We start from the raw sequence: 14,174 nt of genomic DNA, 5'->3' as shown, positions 1-14,174 counted from the left end.
CTCGGGCTTGACCCGAGCATCCATTCACCGGCACGCCGCGGATGTGGATCCTCGGCTCAAGGCCGAGGATGACGGTAGAGGGTGAGGCGAGGTCCATCAACAAAAAGCCCGCGAGATGATCGCGGGCTTTTTGTTTGTCGATGGTTTTCTGGATCAGGCCGGCTGCTTGGCCGCGGTCGCGACGGCGCCGCGGGTGCGGGCGAGGCCGTCCTTGGCCGGCGTGTAGTTCGGGTCGAGCTTCAGCGCGTGCGAATAGGATTTGGCGGCGCGCGCCATCTCGCCGCGGCGCTCGTAGATCAGCGCCTGGTTCGCCCAGGATTCGGCGAGTTTGCCGTCGAGGTTGATCGCCGTGTTGAAATCCGAGAACGCGTTGTCGTCGTCGCCCTGCGCGGCATAGGAAATGCCGCGGCCGTTATAGGGTTCGGCGGAGTTCGGCGAGAGCGAGATCGCCTTGGAGAAATCCTCGATCGCCGGATCGTGCTGGCGACGGGCCTGGTAGATCAGGCCGCGATTGTGATAGGCGCGCGGATCGGTCGTATCGAGCTGGATGGCGCGGTTGAAGTCGCTGAACGCGTCGTCGAGACGGCCGGCCTGGCGATAGAGATTGCCGCGGCCGATATAGGCGACGTCATAGTTCGGGTTGAGCTGCAGCGCCATGTTGTAGTCGGCCGCCGCCTGCGCCTGCTCGCCGAGGCTGCGCTGCACGAGCGCGCGGTTGGCATAGGCCTGGTAGAAGCGCGGGTTGAGTTCGATTGCACGGTTGAAGTCTTCGAGCGCCCGGCGGTGCTGGCCGGCGCGGCCATAGGCCGAACCGCGCACGTTATAGGCTTCCGGATCCTGCGGGTTGGCGGCGATGACGGCCGACAGCGACGAGATGTTCTCTTCCGAGCCCTGCGCGCGCTCGACCTTCAGCACGTCGGTGGACGTGGTCGACTGGCAGCCGGTCAGAAGCAGGGCAAACGAGGTGGCGGCGACGGCAGCCATCAGGGAGCGGCGAATGTGGACGGCGCGGGGTGCCGAAAGAGAAATGCGGTCAGTCCGGAACCCGGTCGATGCATCCATGTCCAAGTGCGAATCCTCAAAGTGGGCTTCTACCGCGCCTCATGCGCGAAGAAAAACGCTACGCCTTGAAAGCAGTTCCGGCGAAGGAGCGTAGCGGAAGCGCCCGGAATTGCATGGGAAGTCTTTCACAATGGTGAAAAAACATCCGGTCACGTCAAAAAAGGCGGCGGCGAAATGTTCGCCCCCGCCCGGTCTTGCATCCGAAAACGTCGAAATGACGGCCGATTAACGGGCGCTCGGACGAGCGCTGACGCCGCCGGCTTCGCGCTGGGCGCGCTTACGGGCCAGCTTGCGGACGCGACGAACGGCTTCAGCCTTCTCACGCGCACGCTTCTGCGACGGCTTTTCATAAAAGTCGCGCATCTTCATTTCACGGAAAATACCTTCGCGCTGCATCTTCTTCTTGAGAGCGCGGAGAGCCTGATCAACGTTGTTGTCGCGGACAAGTACCTGCACGAGAATCCCGTTCCTTCGTTCGTTGTAAGCCCGGGCGAGCACAGGTCGCCAGGCAAATAGATTGCGGTCGCGCAGCCCAACAGGCTGGCAATTGGCGCGTCGGATACCAGATCGCCACGGGAAAGTCCAGCCTTGCGCGCCGCGATGTTAAGGATATTTGCGCGTGGCCCTCACAAACGCCGGGAAAAAGCTTCGGCGGGGCTCATGTCGCATGTGGTACAAGGTGCGCCCGAATGCGTCGCAAAGGATACGGCGTCCGCGCGCAAGATTTGCTTTCTATCGGGGCAGGAAACAGCCGGCCGATGCCGGCGAGACGTTGAGGACTTGGGATGCGCAAATATTCGGTTTTCGCCGTCGCCCGCGAGGCGATGCGCGGCCACAAGGGTTGGGAGGCGCAATGGACCTCGCCCGAGCCGCGCAAGGACTATGATGTGATCATCATCGGCGGCGGCGGCCATGGCCTGGGTGCTGCCTATTACCTCGCTAAGGAGCACGGCATCACCAATGTCGCGGTGATCGAGAAGGGCTGGCTCGGCGGCGGCAATACCGGCCGCAACACCACCATCATCCGCTCGAACTATCTCTATGACGAGAGCATGGACATCTACGAGCACTCGCTGAAGCTCTGGGAAGGCTTGAGCCAGGATCTCAACTACAACGTCATGTATTCGCCGCGCGGCGTGATGATGCTGTCGCACAATGTGCACGACAAGCAGTCCTTCAGCCGGCACATCCATGCCAACCGTCTGCACGGCATCGACAATGAATGGCTGACGCCGCAGCAGGCGAAGGAATTCTGCCCGCCGCTCGATATCTCGGCGAGCGCCCGCTACCCGATCAATGGTGCTGCCCTCCAGCGCCGCGGCGGCACAGCCCGCCACGACGCCGTTGCCTGGGGTTATGCCCGTGCGGCGTCCGATCGCGGCGTGCACGTCATCCAGAACTGCGAGGTCAAGGGTATTCGCCGCGGGCCGGACGGTGCCGTGACGGGCGTGGAGACTTCCAAGGGGTTCATCGGTGCCAAGAAGGTCGCGGTGTCGGCGTCCGGCCACAACTCGGTCATTCTGTCGATGGCCGACGTCAAGCTGCCGCTGCATTCCGTGCCCCTTCAGGCGCTGGTGTCCGAGCCGATGAAGCCGATCTTCCCCTGCGTGGTCATGTCCAACACGGTGCATGCCTATATTTCGCAGTCGGACAAGGGCGAGCTCGTCATCGGCGCCGGTACGGACCAGTACAACTCCTACTCCCAGACCGGTGGTCTCCAGATTATCACGCATACACTCGACGCCATCTGCGAACTCTTCCCGATGTTCCGCCGCGTCAAGATGATGCGCCAGTGGGGTGGCATCACCGACAACACCCCGGACCGCTCGGCTATCCAGGGCGTCACGCCGGTGAAGAACCTCTTCGTCAATTGCGGCTGGGGCACCGGCGGCTTCAAGGCGACGCCGGGTTCGGCGCATCTCTTCGCGCATCTCATCGCGAAGGGTGAGCCGCACAAGCTGGCTTCGGGCCTGACGCTCGACCGCTTCCGCACTGGACGCCTGATCGACGAGGCAGCGGCGGCGGCGGTCGCCCATTGATGAACGGCGCGCTGCTCGCCGGATTTCTGATGACGGCCGGTGTCTTGCCGGTCGGCGATATCATCCCGACACCGGGAGATTTTCGGTTTCAGAAGATCCAGAAGGCAGCGGGCGAGAAGGAATGGCCATTCGTCGCCGAGAGCGGGATGTTGAGTTGCATAAGGATATTGGGCCAGCGGACGATCTATTTCGTTCCGGATGAAACGGACTCAAATCGCGCCTTCAACATCGATGTCGACCTCTTTGCGATGAGTATTGCCAATCTGGGAATGACGGACGTTCTGGCCCCCTATGACGATACCCGGCAGCTGATTTACCGGCTTGCCCCCTTCGTCACCATGGGCCGACGACTTTGCGACCAGGACCCTGGCACGTTCGTGACGGGTCCAGAGCTTTAACAGGTAGGAAACAATGCTGCTGATCTACTGCCCCTACTGCGAGGAAGAGCGCTCGGAGCTCGAATTCCGCCACGGTGGCGACGCGCACATCGCCCGGCCGACCAACATGGCCGACATCACCGACGAGGAGTTCCAGGAGTTCTTCTTCCTGCGCGACAACCCGAAGGGCCTGATCTTCGAACGCTGGCGCCATATCCATGGCTGCGGCCGCTTCTTCAATGCCGCGCGCGACACGGTGAGCGACAAGTTCGTCATGAGCTACAAGGCCGGCGAGCCGAAACCCGATCTTTCCGGCAACGCGCCAGCCACCGAGAAAACCGTCGAAACCTATGAAGCCACGGAAGGAACCGCGAAATGAGCGGTGCTAATCGCATTGCCGGTCAGGGCCGCCTGACGCCCGCCAGGACGGCGCGTTTCACATTCGACGGAAAGACCTATCAGGCGTTGGAGGGTGACACGGTTGCCTCCGCGCTGCTCGCCAACGGCGTGCACCTCGTCGGCCGCTCCTTCAAGTACCATCGCCCGCGTGGCATTCTTTCGGCCGGCCCCGAAGAGCCGAATGCGCTGATCGACGTTTCCCGCGATGCCGCCCGCCGCCAGCCGAACGTGCGCGCGCCGGTGCAGGAAGTCTTCGACGGCATGAAGGTCGAATCGCAGAACCGCTGGCCGTCGCTGTCCTTCGATATCGGTGGCATCAACAACCTGTTGTCGCCCTTCTTCGCCGCCGGCTTTTACTACAAGACCTTCATGTGGCCGAAGGCCGCCTGGGAAAAGGTCTATGAACCCTTCATCCGCAAGGCTGCCGGCCTCGGTGTCGCCCCGACGGAAGAGGACCCGGACCACTATGCCAGCCGCTACGCCTATTGCGACGTGCTGGTCGCCGGTGGCGGCGTTGCCGGCCTGTCCGCTGCGCTTGCGGCCGCGGAAACCGGCGCCCGCGTCATCCTCTGTGACGAGCAGCCGGAAGTCGGCGGTGCGCTGCACTACGACACGTCCGTCACCATCGACGGCCAGAGCGGCTATGCCTGGGCACAGGCGACGGCCGCTAAACTCAAGGCAATGGAGAACGTCACCGTTCTCACCCGCACGACGGCCTTCGGCTACTACAACCACAACTTCGTCGCGCTCGTCGAACGCGTCACCGATCACCTCGCGCGTCCCGACAAGAAGCTGCCGCGCGAGCGCATGTGGCAGGTCCGCGCCAAGCGCGTCATACTCGCCACCGGCTCGATCGAGCGCCATATGGTGTTCGCCAACAATGACCGGCCGGGCATCATGCTGGCGTCGGCGGCGCGCACCTATCTCAACCATTTCGGCGTCGCCGTCGGCCGCAAGGTCGGCGTCTATACGGCGAGCGATTCGGCCTATGAGGCCGCCTTCGACCTGAAGCGCGCCGGCGTCACCATTGCCGCCATCGTCGACAACCGCGACAAGCCCGGCGAAGCCGTCCTCGCCGAGGCCCGCAAGCTCGGCATCGAGGTGCTCGTCGGCCATTCGGTGGTGGACACCAAGGGGAAACTCCGCGTCTCCTCCATCTCGGTCGCCCGCAACGGCGGCGGCTCGGCCCGGGCCATCCCGGTCGATGCGCTGCTGATGTCCGCCGGCTGGACGCCCTCCGTGCACCTCTTCTCGCAGTCGCGCGGCAAGGTCGCCTATGATGCCGCCTCCGGCCGCTTCCTGCCTGGCACCTATGCGCAGGATTGCCTCTCCGTCGGCTCGTGCAACGGCACGGACGGCCTTCAGGCGACCATCGAGGAAGCGCTGGCGGCCGGCGAGCTGATGGCGCGTGCCACCGGCAACGAGGGCGGCGGCAAGGTCGAGCTTCGCGGCGAAAACGCCTTCGAATGGACCGGCGGCATGGCCGGCGCGGGCGAGGGGGCTGGCGTCGATACGACCGTCAAGGCCTTCGTCGACTTCCAGAACGACGTCTGCGCCAAGGACATCCGCCTTGCCGTGCGCGAGGGCATGCACTCGATCGAGCACATCAAGCGCTTCACCACCAACGGCATGGCGACCGACCAGGGCAAGCTCTCCAACATCCATGGCCTGGCCATCGCGTCGGAAGTGCTGAATCGCGAGATCCCGAAGATCGGCCTCACCACCTTCCGCGCGCCCTATACGCCGGTGACATTCGGCACGCTGATCAGCCATTCGCGCGGCGACCTGTTCGATCCGGCGCGCAAGACGCCGCTGCATGCCTGGGAGGAGGCGCAGGGCGCCGTCTTCGAGGACGTCGGCAACTGGAAGCGTGCCTGGTACTATCCGCGCTCCGGCGAGACGATGCACGACGCGGTCAACCGCGAGTGCCGCACGGTGCGCAACGCCGCCGGCGTCTTCGATGCCTCGACGCTCGGCAAGATCGAGGTCGTCGGCCCGGATGCGGCCGAGTTCCTCAACCTCATGTACACCAACGCCTGGGACACGCTGAAGCCTGGCCGCTGCCGCTACGGCATCATGCTGCGCGAGGATGGCTTCGTCTATGACGACGGCGTCGTGGGTCGCCTGGCGGAGGATCGCTTCCACGTGACCACCACGACGGGCGGTGCGCCGCGCGTCATGAACCACATGGAAGATTATCTCCAGACGGAATTCCCGCATCTCAAGGTCTGGCTCACCTCCACCACCGAACAGTGGGCGGTCATCGCGGTGCAGGGGCCGAAGGCGCGTGAGATCATCGAGCCGCTTGTCGAAGGCATCGACATTTCCAACGAGGCCTTTCCACATATGAGCGTGCGCGAGGGCAAGATCTGCGGCGTGCCGACCCGGCTGTTCCGCATGTCGTTCACCGGTGAAGCCGGCTTCGAAGTCAACGTGCCGGCCGATTACGGCCAGTCCGTGCTGGAAGCGATCTGGGCACGGGCAGAGCCGCTCGGCGCCTGCGCCTATGGCACCGAGACCATGCACGTCCTGCGCGCCGAAAAGGGCTACATCATTGTCGGCCAGGATACGGACGGCACGGTCACGCCGCATGATGCCAGCCTCAGTTGGGCCGTCTCCAAGAAGAAGACGGACTTTGTCGGCATCCGCGGCCTGAAGCGGCCGGACCTCGTGAAGGAGGGCCGCAAGCAGCTTGTCGGCCTTCTGACGAAGGACCCGAACGTGGTTCTGGAGGAGGGCGCGCAGATCGTCGCCGATCCGAACGAGCCCAAGCCGATGAAAATGCTCGGCCACGTGACCTCGTCCTACTGGTCGGAAAATTGCGGCCGGTCGATCGCCATGGCGCTCGTCGCCGGCGGTCAGGCCCGTCTCGGCCAGACGCTCTACGTGCCGATGCCCGACCGCACCATCGCGGTCGAGGTCAGCGACATGGTCTTCATCGACAAGGAAGGAGCACGCCTCAATGGCTGATCAAGCACTTCGCAAGGCGCCGCTCGCCGGCCGCCATGGTGGCTCCGCCGGCGCGCGCGTCACGCCCGCCGCCCCCGCAACCCGCCTGTCGCTGCGTGCCGGCAGCGACGCGCTCGGTGCGCTGTCGGCCGCCTTCGGCCTGACGCTGCCGACGCGCCCGAAAACCTCGGCCTCGGCCAACGGCCGCCACGCGCTCTGGCTCGGCCCAGACGAGTGGTTGCTGATCGACGAAAGCGGCGCGGACCTGATGGCGGCGGCAGCAAGCTCCGGCGTGCTGCATTCGGCGACGGATGTCTCCCACCGCAACACCGCCGTCCTCGTCTCCGGCCCGCAGGCGGCCGGCGCAATCGCCAGCGCCTGCCCGCTCGATCTCGGCAACGCGATCTTCCCGGTCGGTGCGGCTGCCCGCACGGTGCTCGGCAAGATCGAGATCGTGCTGTTGCGCACGGGCGAAGAGGATTATCGTGTCGAATGCTGGCGCTCGTTTTCGCCCTATGCCTTCGGCCTGCTGGCGGAAGGCGCGGAAGACGTGGGCCTCTAACCAGGCCTAGCGGTGGCTCTCAGGGTTTCGGCCATCCGAACCAGCGCACCCATCGGCCGTGAAAATCGGCGCGGCCGATCATCTCTTTGCGGCCCGAGGGCCAGACCTGCAGCGTCAGTGCGGCGCCATCCTTCGGCTGGTCGTCGGCTTCCATCTGGAGGTGAGCGAGCGGCGCATCCGCGGTCGCTTTGGCACCCGCGGCTTCGAGGACGCGCCGGCCGGCCTCACGCTTTTCGGCTGGCAGGTATTGCCAGACGATCGAGTGGTAGACGACGTGGACAGCGCCCGGAAAGGGCGTCGAAAGCCGCCGCTCCAGCCATTCCACGGCATCGGCCTGCTCGACGGGAAGCGGTCTTTCGGCGGCCAAGGCCAGGCTTTTGCCCGTGCGCTCGATCCGGTCCGCCTGGTCGGCCCAGATATAGGAGAGGAGCCGCAGCCGTTCCTGCGCATCGGCCGGGTCGACAGGCCGGAGATCGCAACCTGCCCTGTCGATTACTTGTATGTTCGCCATTTCGGGCTCGGGGCCGGACCAGTCGGGCGCAATGAGGATATCGGAATTCTCGATCGCCCAGCTCGATTGACCGAGCCGGTAGGCGTAGCGATCCCATTGCAGGTTCAGGCCGGCGCTGGCGCCGACTTCCGACAGGACGAGCGGCTTGCCGAAGAGGGCGGCGATCGTCAGGAAACCCGGGAGGAGGGCGCCGGACCGCCGGATTTCATTGGTTTGTGGTGGCGACAGAAGCCGTTCGAGAAGGAAGGCCTCGTCGGTTTCGAAGGCGTTGCGGCAGGCCGCCCACAGGGCATCGTCCGAAACCTCGGCGGGCGGATAACAGGCGGCGAGCGTGGGGTTCGTGCCGGCGAGGACCAGCGCATGCAGCGCGCCGGCAAGGCGCAAGGCGAGGGCGTCGTGTTTTCCGGAGGGGTCCCCGTGCCAGGACAGGATGCGCCGGCCGATCGCATTTTCCTCATCGAACCGTGCGCCGAGAAGCCTGCACAGGCGGGCTGTGAAGGGCGAGCCGAGGGCGGCGCAGGCGGCTGCCTGGTCATCGAACGATGCCCGGGTGACCGCGCTGCGCGTGCCGGCCTCAGACATGCTCTGGCCGGTCCTTCGGGTCGAACTGGATGATGGTGATCCAGTCGGCGGTGAGCGCGGGCTTGCGCTCGTCCTCGATCTCGACGGTCACGTCATAGCGGATCGTCACCATGCCGGCGCCGCGGAAGCGGGCTTCCGCCAGCATGAAACGGCCGCGCACCCGCGCGCCGCTTTTCACCGGCGTCATGAAACGCACTTTCTCGAAACCGTAATTGATGCCCATCGTCTGCTCGATGATGCGCGGCACGCAATCGTAGTTCATCGCGGAGAGCAGCGAGAGCGTCAGGAAACCGTGCGCGATCGTGCCGCCGAAGGGCGTTTCCGCCGCCGCGCGCACGGGATCGGTGTGGATGAACTGATGGTCTTCCGTCGCCCCGGCGAAACGGTTGATCATGGTCTGGTCGACGGTGAACCAGCGCGACAGGCCGATCTCCGTGCCGACGAGGGCATCGATGTCCTTCAGGTGGATATGTGCTGGCATTTGGCTTTCCCGCCGCTTGATTCGCGCCCCGGCTTTTGCGTCTCGCATGTCGTTGTCGCAAAACCGCGGCACACTTTTGCGCGACATGCTTTAGCGAGGCGGTTTGTCCGGGTAATGAAGATCAGTGCTTTTCGACAAAAATCTCGACGGTGCGTGAATGAAGCATGCCGATCGCGGGATGGTTGGCGGAAAGCAGGCTCGTCCAGTCGCGCCCCTCCGGTGGTGGCAAGGCGAGCGCCTGCTCGCCGTGCGTCCGGTTGATGGCGATCGCGAGATGGACGATCCGCTGCTGTTGTAGGTCGGGCGTCTTGAGGATGGCAAGCAATGTTCCGGCGAACGGCGTCTCCCAGTCGCCGGCGGTCATCGGCGTGCCGGCGAGCGTTCGCCAGTCGACATCGCCGGCACCACTCCAGAAGGTCGTTTCGCCGAGCGCCGGAAAACGCTTGCGGATGGCCGAGAGCATGCTGGTGTGTTCGATCAGGCCCTCGTCCAGCTGGTCCCAGCGCATCCAGGTGATGGCATTGTCCTGGCAATAGGCGTTGTTGTTGCCCTGCTGGCTGCGTCCGCCCTCGTCGCCGGCCGTCAGCATGACGGTGCCGCGCGAGAGGAAGAGGCTGGAGAGCAGCGCCTTCACGTCCGCACGGCGGGCGGAGAGCACCGCGCCGTCGTTCGTCGCGCCCTCAGCGCCGTTGTTCCAGGAATGGTTCTCGTTGTGGCCGTCGCGGTTGTCTTCGCCGTTCGCCTCGTTGTGCTTCACCGTGTTGGAAACGAGGTCCATCAGCGTGAAGCCGTCATGAGCGGCGAGGAAGTTGACGCTGCGTGTCGCCTCGCCGCCGTGGCGGGAGAAGATATGGGAGGAGCCGGCAAAGGCGGTGACGAAGGCGCCGAGCCGGTGGCTGTCGCCGCGCCAGAAGGTGCGCGTGTCGTCGCGGTAGCGGTCGTTCCATTCGAGGAAGGGTGCCGGGAAATTGCCGAGCTGGTAGCCGCCGGGGCCGATATCCCAGGGCTCGGCGATCAGCACGCGATCTTTCAGCAGCGGGTCGGCACAGATTTCGGAGAGAAGCGCGGACCGGGCGGAAAAACCGTCCGCCTCGCGGCCGAGAATGGTGGCGAGGTCGAATCGGAAGCCGTCGACGCCGGCGTGGCGGACGAAATGGCGGAGGCTGTCGAGAACGAGCTGGCGCACGACCGGATGCTCCCCGGCGATGGTGTTGCCGCAGCCGGTGTCGTTGATGAGGTCGCCGGGGCGGTCGTGCACATGGCGGTAGTAGGTGAGGTTGTCGAGGCCGCGCATGGAGAGCGTGGCGCCGTGGCGGTCGCTTTCGCCGGAATGGTTGAAGACGAGGTCGAGGATGACGCCGATATTTTCTGCACGCAGCGCGGCGACCGTGTCGGCGAGTTCCTTCATGCCGCCGGGCACGAGGCGTGGGTCGAGCGCCATGAGCGCGATCGGGTTGTAGCCCCAGCTATTGGACAGGCCAAGCGGCGGCAGGTGGCGCTCGTCGATCCAGGCGGTGATCGGCATCAGCTCGACGGCATCGACGCCGAGGCGCTTGAGATGGCTGAGAACGGCGGGGTGGGCGAGGGCGCCGACCGTGCCGCGCATCGCCTCCGGCACATCCGGATGCAGCATGGTGAAGCTGCGCACGGCGACCTCGTAGACGAAGCCGCCGGGGCGGAAGATCGGCGGTTTTACGGTGACCGGCCGGTCGCGGGTGACGATCGCCTTCGGCACGATGTCCGTCGTGTCCGTGCCGAAGACGGTGAGCCGGCCGTCATGCACGAAGGGGCGGTCGAGTTCCTTGGCGTAGGGATCGACGAGCAGCTTTGCCGGATCGAACCACAGGCCGTGATCGGGCGAATAGACACCTTCGGCGCGAAAGCCATAGCGCGTGCCGGCGGTTGCTCCCTCGACGAAGACGCGGTGGAAGCCGTTTTCATCCCGCCCCATGGTGAGGCGGGCGAGTTCCGTGTTGCCGTCCGTGTCGAACAGGCAGAGCTCGACGCGGCCGGCATCGTGCGAATAGACCGCGAACTCCACGCCGTCGCCGGAGAGCGTTGCGCCCGGTGCGAAGGAGGGGGCGGTGGTCATATCAGGTGATCACGGTCGGCGCGTCGCGGCCGGTGCGGGCCTTAATGCCGGCGATCTCGTCGGCGACGGCGATAAGGTCGGAAAGCGCCTGCTGTGTCTCGACGTCGTGGCGCGCGGCATCGGGCTCGAAGCGCTCGATATAGACGCGCAGCGTCGCGCCCGAGGTGCCGGTGCCGGAGAGGCGGAAGACCACGCGTGAGCCGCCCTCGAAGAGGATACGGATGCCCTGGTTCTTGCTCACCGACTGGTCGACCGGGTCGTTATAGGCAAAGTCGTCGGCCGTCGCGACGGTGAGGGCGCCGAAGCTCTTGCCGGGCAGCGTGGCGAGCTGGTCGCGCAGGTTCGCCACGAGGCCGTTTGCGGCGTCGGTGTCGACTTCCTCGTAGTCGTGGCGGGAATAGTAGTTGCGGCCGTAGGTCGCCCAATGCTGCTTCACGATGTCGAGCACGCTTTCCTTGCGCACGGCGAGGATGTTGAGCCAGAGCAGCACGGCCCAGAGGCCATCCTTCTCGCGCACATGGTTGGAGCCGGTGCCGGCGCTTTCCTCGCCGCAGATCGTGGCAAGGCCCGCATCGAGCAGGTTGCCGAAGAATTTCCAGCCGGTCGGTGTCTCGTAGATGCCGATGCCGAGCTTTTCGGCGACGCGGTCGGCGGCACCCGATGTCGGCATGGAGCGGGCGATGCCGGCAAGGCCCGCGGCATAGCCGGGGGCGAGATGGGCATTGGCGGCGAGCAGCGCGAGGCTGTCGGAGGGGGTGACGAAGATACCCTTGCCGATGATCAGGTTGCGGTCGCCGTCGCCGTCGGAGGCGGCGCCGAAGTCCGGGGCGTCGTCGGCCATCATCGTGTCGTAGAGCGCGCGGGCGTGCACGAGGTTGGGGTCCGGATGGTGGCCGCCGAAATCGGGGAGCGGCATGAAGTTCAGCACGGAGCCCTTGGTGGCGCCGAGGCGGTTTTCGAGGATTTCCTTGGCGTAAGGGCCGGTGACGGCGCTCATGGCATCGAAGACGACGCGGAAGCCGCCAGCCAGCAGCGCGCGGATGGCGGCGAAGTCAAAAAGCTGCTCCATCAGCTCGGCATAGTCGGCGACCGGGTCGATGACGGTGACCGTCATGCCGTCGACATCCTGCGTGCCTTCATGGTCGAGATTGACGTCGGCGACGTCGGCGATCTTGTAGCTGTCGATCGACTTGGTGCGGACGAAGATCGCGTCGGTGATCTTTTCCGGCGCCGGGCCGCCATTGCCGATATTGTATTTGATGCCGAAATCTTCCGTCGGGCCGCCGGGATTGTGGCTGGCGGAGAGCACGATGCCGCCGAAGGCCTTGTATTTGCGGATGACGTTGGAGGCGGCAGGGGTCGAGAGAATGCCGCCGCGGCCGACGAGCACGCGGCCGAAACCATTGGCGGCCGCCATCTTGATGGCGAGCTGGATGACTTCACGGTTGTAGTAGCGCCCGTCGCCGCCGATCACCAGCGTCTCGCCCGCAAAGCCTTCCAGCGAATCGAAGATCGCCTGGATGAAATTCTCCGCATAGTTCGGCTGCTGGAAGACGGGGACCTTCTTGCGCAGGCCCGAGGTGCCCGGCTTCTGATCGGTGTAAGGCGTGGTCGTTACGGTCTTGACGGTCATCGGCTCATACTCTTCAGGAAAGATTGGCTCTTCAGGAAAGGTTGGCTCTCGAAAGAAGGCTGGAATAGAGGTCAGCGTAGCGCGCGGCGCTGTTTTCCCAGGAAACGTCTGACTTCATACCTTGGTTCTGGATGCGTGCCCAGATTTTCGGTTCGTTATAGGCCTTGAAGACACGGCGCAGCGCCTGGCGCAGGCCCTCGGCATTGATCGGCGTGAACTGGAAACCGGTGGCGACGCGGGCGGAAAGCGCGGCCTCGTTGGCGTCGATGACGGTATCGGCCAGCCCCCCGGTGCGCGCGACGACGGGGATGCAGCCGTAGCGCAGGCCGTAGAGCTGGGTGAGGCCGCAGGGCTCGAAGCGCGACGGGATGAGGATCGCATCCGCGCCGGCCTGCATGAGGTGCGACAAGGGTTCGTTATAGCCGATGACGATGCCGATGCGGCCGCGGTGGCGGGAGGCGGAGGCCAGCAGCGCGCCTTCGAGGCCTTGGTCGCCGGAGCCGAGCACGGCGAGCTTGCCGCCCTGCTCGACGATCCAGTCGGCGACCTCGGCGATGAGATCGATGCCCTTCTGCCAGGTGAGGCGGCTGATGACGCAGAAAATCGGGCCGTCGTCGTCGCCGAGGCTGAAGCGTTCGGCAAGCGCGCGGCGATTGGCGGCACGCTGCTTGGGCGCGCCGGGGGCATAGGGGCGGGCGATATGCGTGTCGGTCTCGGGATTCCAGACGGCGGTGTCGATGCCGTTGACGATGCCGACGAGGTCGCTGGCGCGGGCATTGATCAGGCCTTCGAGGCCCATGCCGTATTCCGGCGTCATGATCTCGTGGGCGTAGGTCGGGCTGACGGTGGTGATCGACCAGGCGGTGCGCAGCCCGCCCTTCAGGAAGCCGACATCGCCGTAATATTCCAGCCCGTCGACGGTGAAGGCCTCCGGCGGCAGGCCGAGGTCGGGGAAGATATCCGCGCCGTATTGCCCCTGGAAGGCGAGGTTGTGCACGGTGAGCACGGTCGGAATGTGCTGCAGGCCGGTATAGCGCATGTAGACGGCGGTCATCGCCGCCTGCCAGTCGTGTGCCTGTACGATATCCGGCCGCCAGTCCGGCAGCAGGCCGCGGGCGATCTCGGCGCCCGCAAGCGAGAGGGCGGCGAAGCGCTGCCAGTTGTCGACGAAATCCTTGCCGGTGGCGTCCGTATAGGGGCCGCCCGTCCGGTCGAAGAAGCCCGGCGCATCGAGCACGAGGATATCGAGACCCTCGTGCCTGGCGGCGAGGATGCGGGCGGGCTCGCCGAGCAGGTCGTCGAAGCGCGCGACCTCCTGGAGCGACTCCAGCCGCTGCATCACGGCGGGATAACCGGGCATCAGCGTGCGCATATGCACGCCGTGCCCGGCAAGCGCGATCGGCAAGGCGCCGGCGACGTCGGCGAGGCCTCCCGTCTTGATCAGCGGGAATACTTCGGATGCCACCGAAAGGATATTCATCAGGACG

The 14,174-nt window shown here is 65.3% G+C and carries 12 protein-coding genes; 5 read left to right on the top strand and 7 right to left on the bottom strand.

The window, feature by feature from the left end; translation table 11 throughout:
- Positions 1–153: 153 nt before the first annotated feature.
- Complete coding sequence (locus J2Y63_RS12445) at positions 154–984, bottom strand: tetratricopeptide repeat protein (protein ID WP_435266566.1); 831 nt, start codon at positions 982–984, stop codon at positions 154–156.
- A gap of 303 nt (positions 985–1,287) precedes the next feature.
- The gene (gene rpsU, locus J2Y63_RS12440) at positions 1,288–1,518 is read right to left on the bottom strand and encodes a 30S ribosomal protein S21 (protein ID WP_256119788.1); all 231 of its coding nucleotides are present in this window, start codon (positions 1,516–1,518) and stop codon (positions 1,288–1,290) included.
- A 329-nt stretch (positions 1,519–1,847) separates the two neighbouring features.
- Here rpsU and J2Y63_RS12435 point away from each other — a divergent pair, with 329 nt between their 5' ends.
- From J2Y63_RS12435 to J2Y63_RS12415, 5 genes are read left to right on the top strand one after another with little or no spacing between them, the layout of a single operon-like run.
- Entirely contained in the window at positions 1,848–3,101 is a 1,254-nt protein-coding gene (locus J2Y63_RS12435; RefSeq protein ID WP_256119787.1) for a sarcosine oxidase subunit beta family protein, read from the top strand.
- A complete protein-coding gene (locus J2Y63_RS12430) occupies positions 3,101–3,499 on the top strand; it encodes a hypothetical protein (RefSeq protein WP_435266318.1) in 399 nt (132 codons plus the stop codon). Before J2Y63_RS12435 ends, J2Y63_RS12430 begins: the two co-directional genes overlap by 1 nt.
- Positions 3,500–3,512: 13 nt before the next feature.
- Positions 3,513–3,857 (top strand): sarcosine oxidase subunit delta, encoded by a 345-nt coding sequence (locus J2Y63_RS12425; protein WP_256119785.1) that lies wholly within the window; start codon positions 3,513–3,515, stop codon positions 3,855–3,857.
- Complete coding sequence (locus J2Y63_RS12420) at positions 3,854–6,847, top strand: sarcosine oxidase subunit alpha (RefSeq protein WP_435266317.1); 2,994 nt, start codon at positions 3,854–3,856, stop codon at positions 6,845–6,847. The genes J2Y63_RS12425 and J2Y63_RS12420 overlap by 4 nt, the downstream gene beginning before the upstream one ends.
- Positions 6,840–7,388 (top strand): sarcosine oxidase subunit gamma, encoded by a 549-nt coding sequence (locus J2Y63_RS12415; protein ID WP_435266316.1) that lies wholly within the window; start codon positions 6,840–6,842, stop codon positions 7,386–7,388. Before J2Y63_RS12420 ends, J2Y63_RS12415 begins: the two co-directional genes overlap by 8 nt.
- A gap of 19 nt (positions 7,389–7,407) precedes the next feature.
- On the opposite strand, the gene J2Y63_RS12410 is transcribed toward J2Y63_RS12415, so the two are convergent.
- From J2Y63_RS12410 to glgA, 5 genes are all read right to left on the bottom strand, one after another.
- Positions 7,408–8,481, bottom strand: coding sequence for a DUF2332 domain-containing protein (locus J2Y63_RS12410; RefSeq protein ID WP_435266315.1), 1,074 nt, complete (start codon positions 8,479–8,481; stop codon positions 7,408–7,410).
- Positions 8,474–8,962 (bottom strand): MaoC family dehydratase, encoded by a 489-nt coding sequence (locus J2Y63_RS12405; RefSeq protein ID WP_435266314.1) that lies wholly within the window; start codon positions 8,960–8,962, stop codon positions 8,474–8,476. Before J2Y63_RS12405 ends, J2Y63_RS12410 begins: the two co-directional genes overlap by 8 nt.
- A gap of 121 nt (positions 8,963–9,083) precedes the next feature.
- On the bottom strand, positions 9,084–11,054 hold the full coding sequence (glgX, locus tag J2Y63_RS12400; protein ID WP_435266313.1) for a glycogen debranching protein GlgX: 1,971 nt from the start codon (positions 11,052–11,054) through the stop codon (positions 9,084–9,086).
- 1 nt (position 11,055) lies between these two features.
- Positions 11,056–12,687 carry an alpha-D-glucose phosphate-specific phosphoglucomutase gene (locus J2Y63_RS12395; RefSeq protein WP_435266312.1) on the bottom strand — a complete coding sequence of 544 codons (1,632 nt, stop codon included), beginning with the start codon at positions 12,685–12,687 and terminating at the stop codon, positions 11,056–11,058.
- Between the two features lie 31 nt (positions 12,688–12,718).
- On the bottom strand, positions 12,719–14,167 hold the full coding sequence (gene glgA, locus J2Y63_RS12390) for a glycogen synthase GlgA (protein WP_435266311.1): 1,449 nt from the start codon (positions 14,165–14,167) through the stop codon (positions 12,719–12,721).
- Positions 14,168–14,174: the final 7 nt, after the last annotated feature.

Source organism: Shinella sp. BE166 (assembly GCF_051201095.1).
Taxonomy (GTDB): Bacteria; Pseudomonadota; Alphaproteobacteria; order Rhizobiales; family Rhizobiaceae; genus Shinella; species Shinella lacus.
Note: the sequence above shows the minus strand (reverse complement) of the source record. Positions and strands in the feature narration are given on the sequence as shown.

Excerpts from the sequence above, each read along its gene's own strand:
- J2Y63_RS12430 (WP_435266318.1), top strand. The coding sequence starts at position 3,101 with ATGAACGGCGCGCTGCTCGCCGGATTTCTGATGACGGCCGGTGTCTTG.
- J2Y63_RS12410 (WP_435266315.1), bottom strand. The coding sequence starts at position 8,481 with ATGTCTGAGGCCGGCACGCGCAGCGCGGTCACCCGGGCATCGTTCGAT.
- J2Y63_RS12445 (WP_435266566.1), bottom strand. The coding sequence starts at position 984 with ATGGCTGCCGTCGCCGCCACCTCGTTTGCCCTGCTTCTGACCGGCTGC.
- J2Y63_RS12435 (WP_256119787.1), top strand. The coding sequence starts at position 1,848 with ATGCGCAAATATTCGGTTTTCGCCGTCGCCCGCGAGGCGATGCGCGGC.
- J2Y63_RS12395 (WP_435266312.1), bottom strand. The coding sequence starts at position 12,687 with ATGACCGTCAAGACCGTAACGACCACGCCTTACACCGATCAGAAGCCG.
- J2Y63_RS12405 (WP_435266314.1), bottom strand. The coding sequence starts at position 8,962 with ATGCCAGCACATATCCACCTGAAGGACATCGATGCCCTCGTCGGCACG.
- J2Y63_RS12415 (WP_435266316.1), top strand. The coding sequence starts at position 6,840 with ATGGCTGATCAAGCACTTCGCAAGGCGCCGCTCGCCGGCCGCCATGGT.
- J2Y63_RS12420 (WP_435266317.1), top strand. The coding sequence starts at position 3,854 with ATGAGCGGTGCTAATCGCATTGCCGGTCAGGGCCGCCTGACGCCCGCC.
- J2Y63_RS12425 (WP_256119785.1), top strand. The coding sequence starts at position 3,513 with ATGCTGCTGATCTACTGCCCCTACTGCGAGGAAGAGCGCTCGGAGCTC.
- glgA (WP_435266311.1), bottom strand. The coding sequence starts at position 14,167 with ATGAATATCCTTTCGGTGGCATCCGAAGTATTCCCGCTGATCAAGACG.
- glgX (WP_435266313.1), bottom strand. The coding sequence starts at position 11,054 with ATGACCACCGCCCCCTCCTTCGCACCGGGCGCAACGCTCTCCGGCGAC.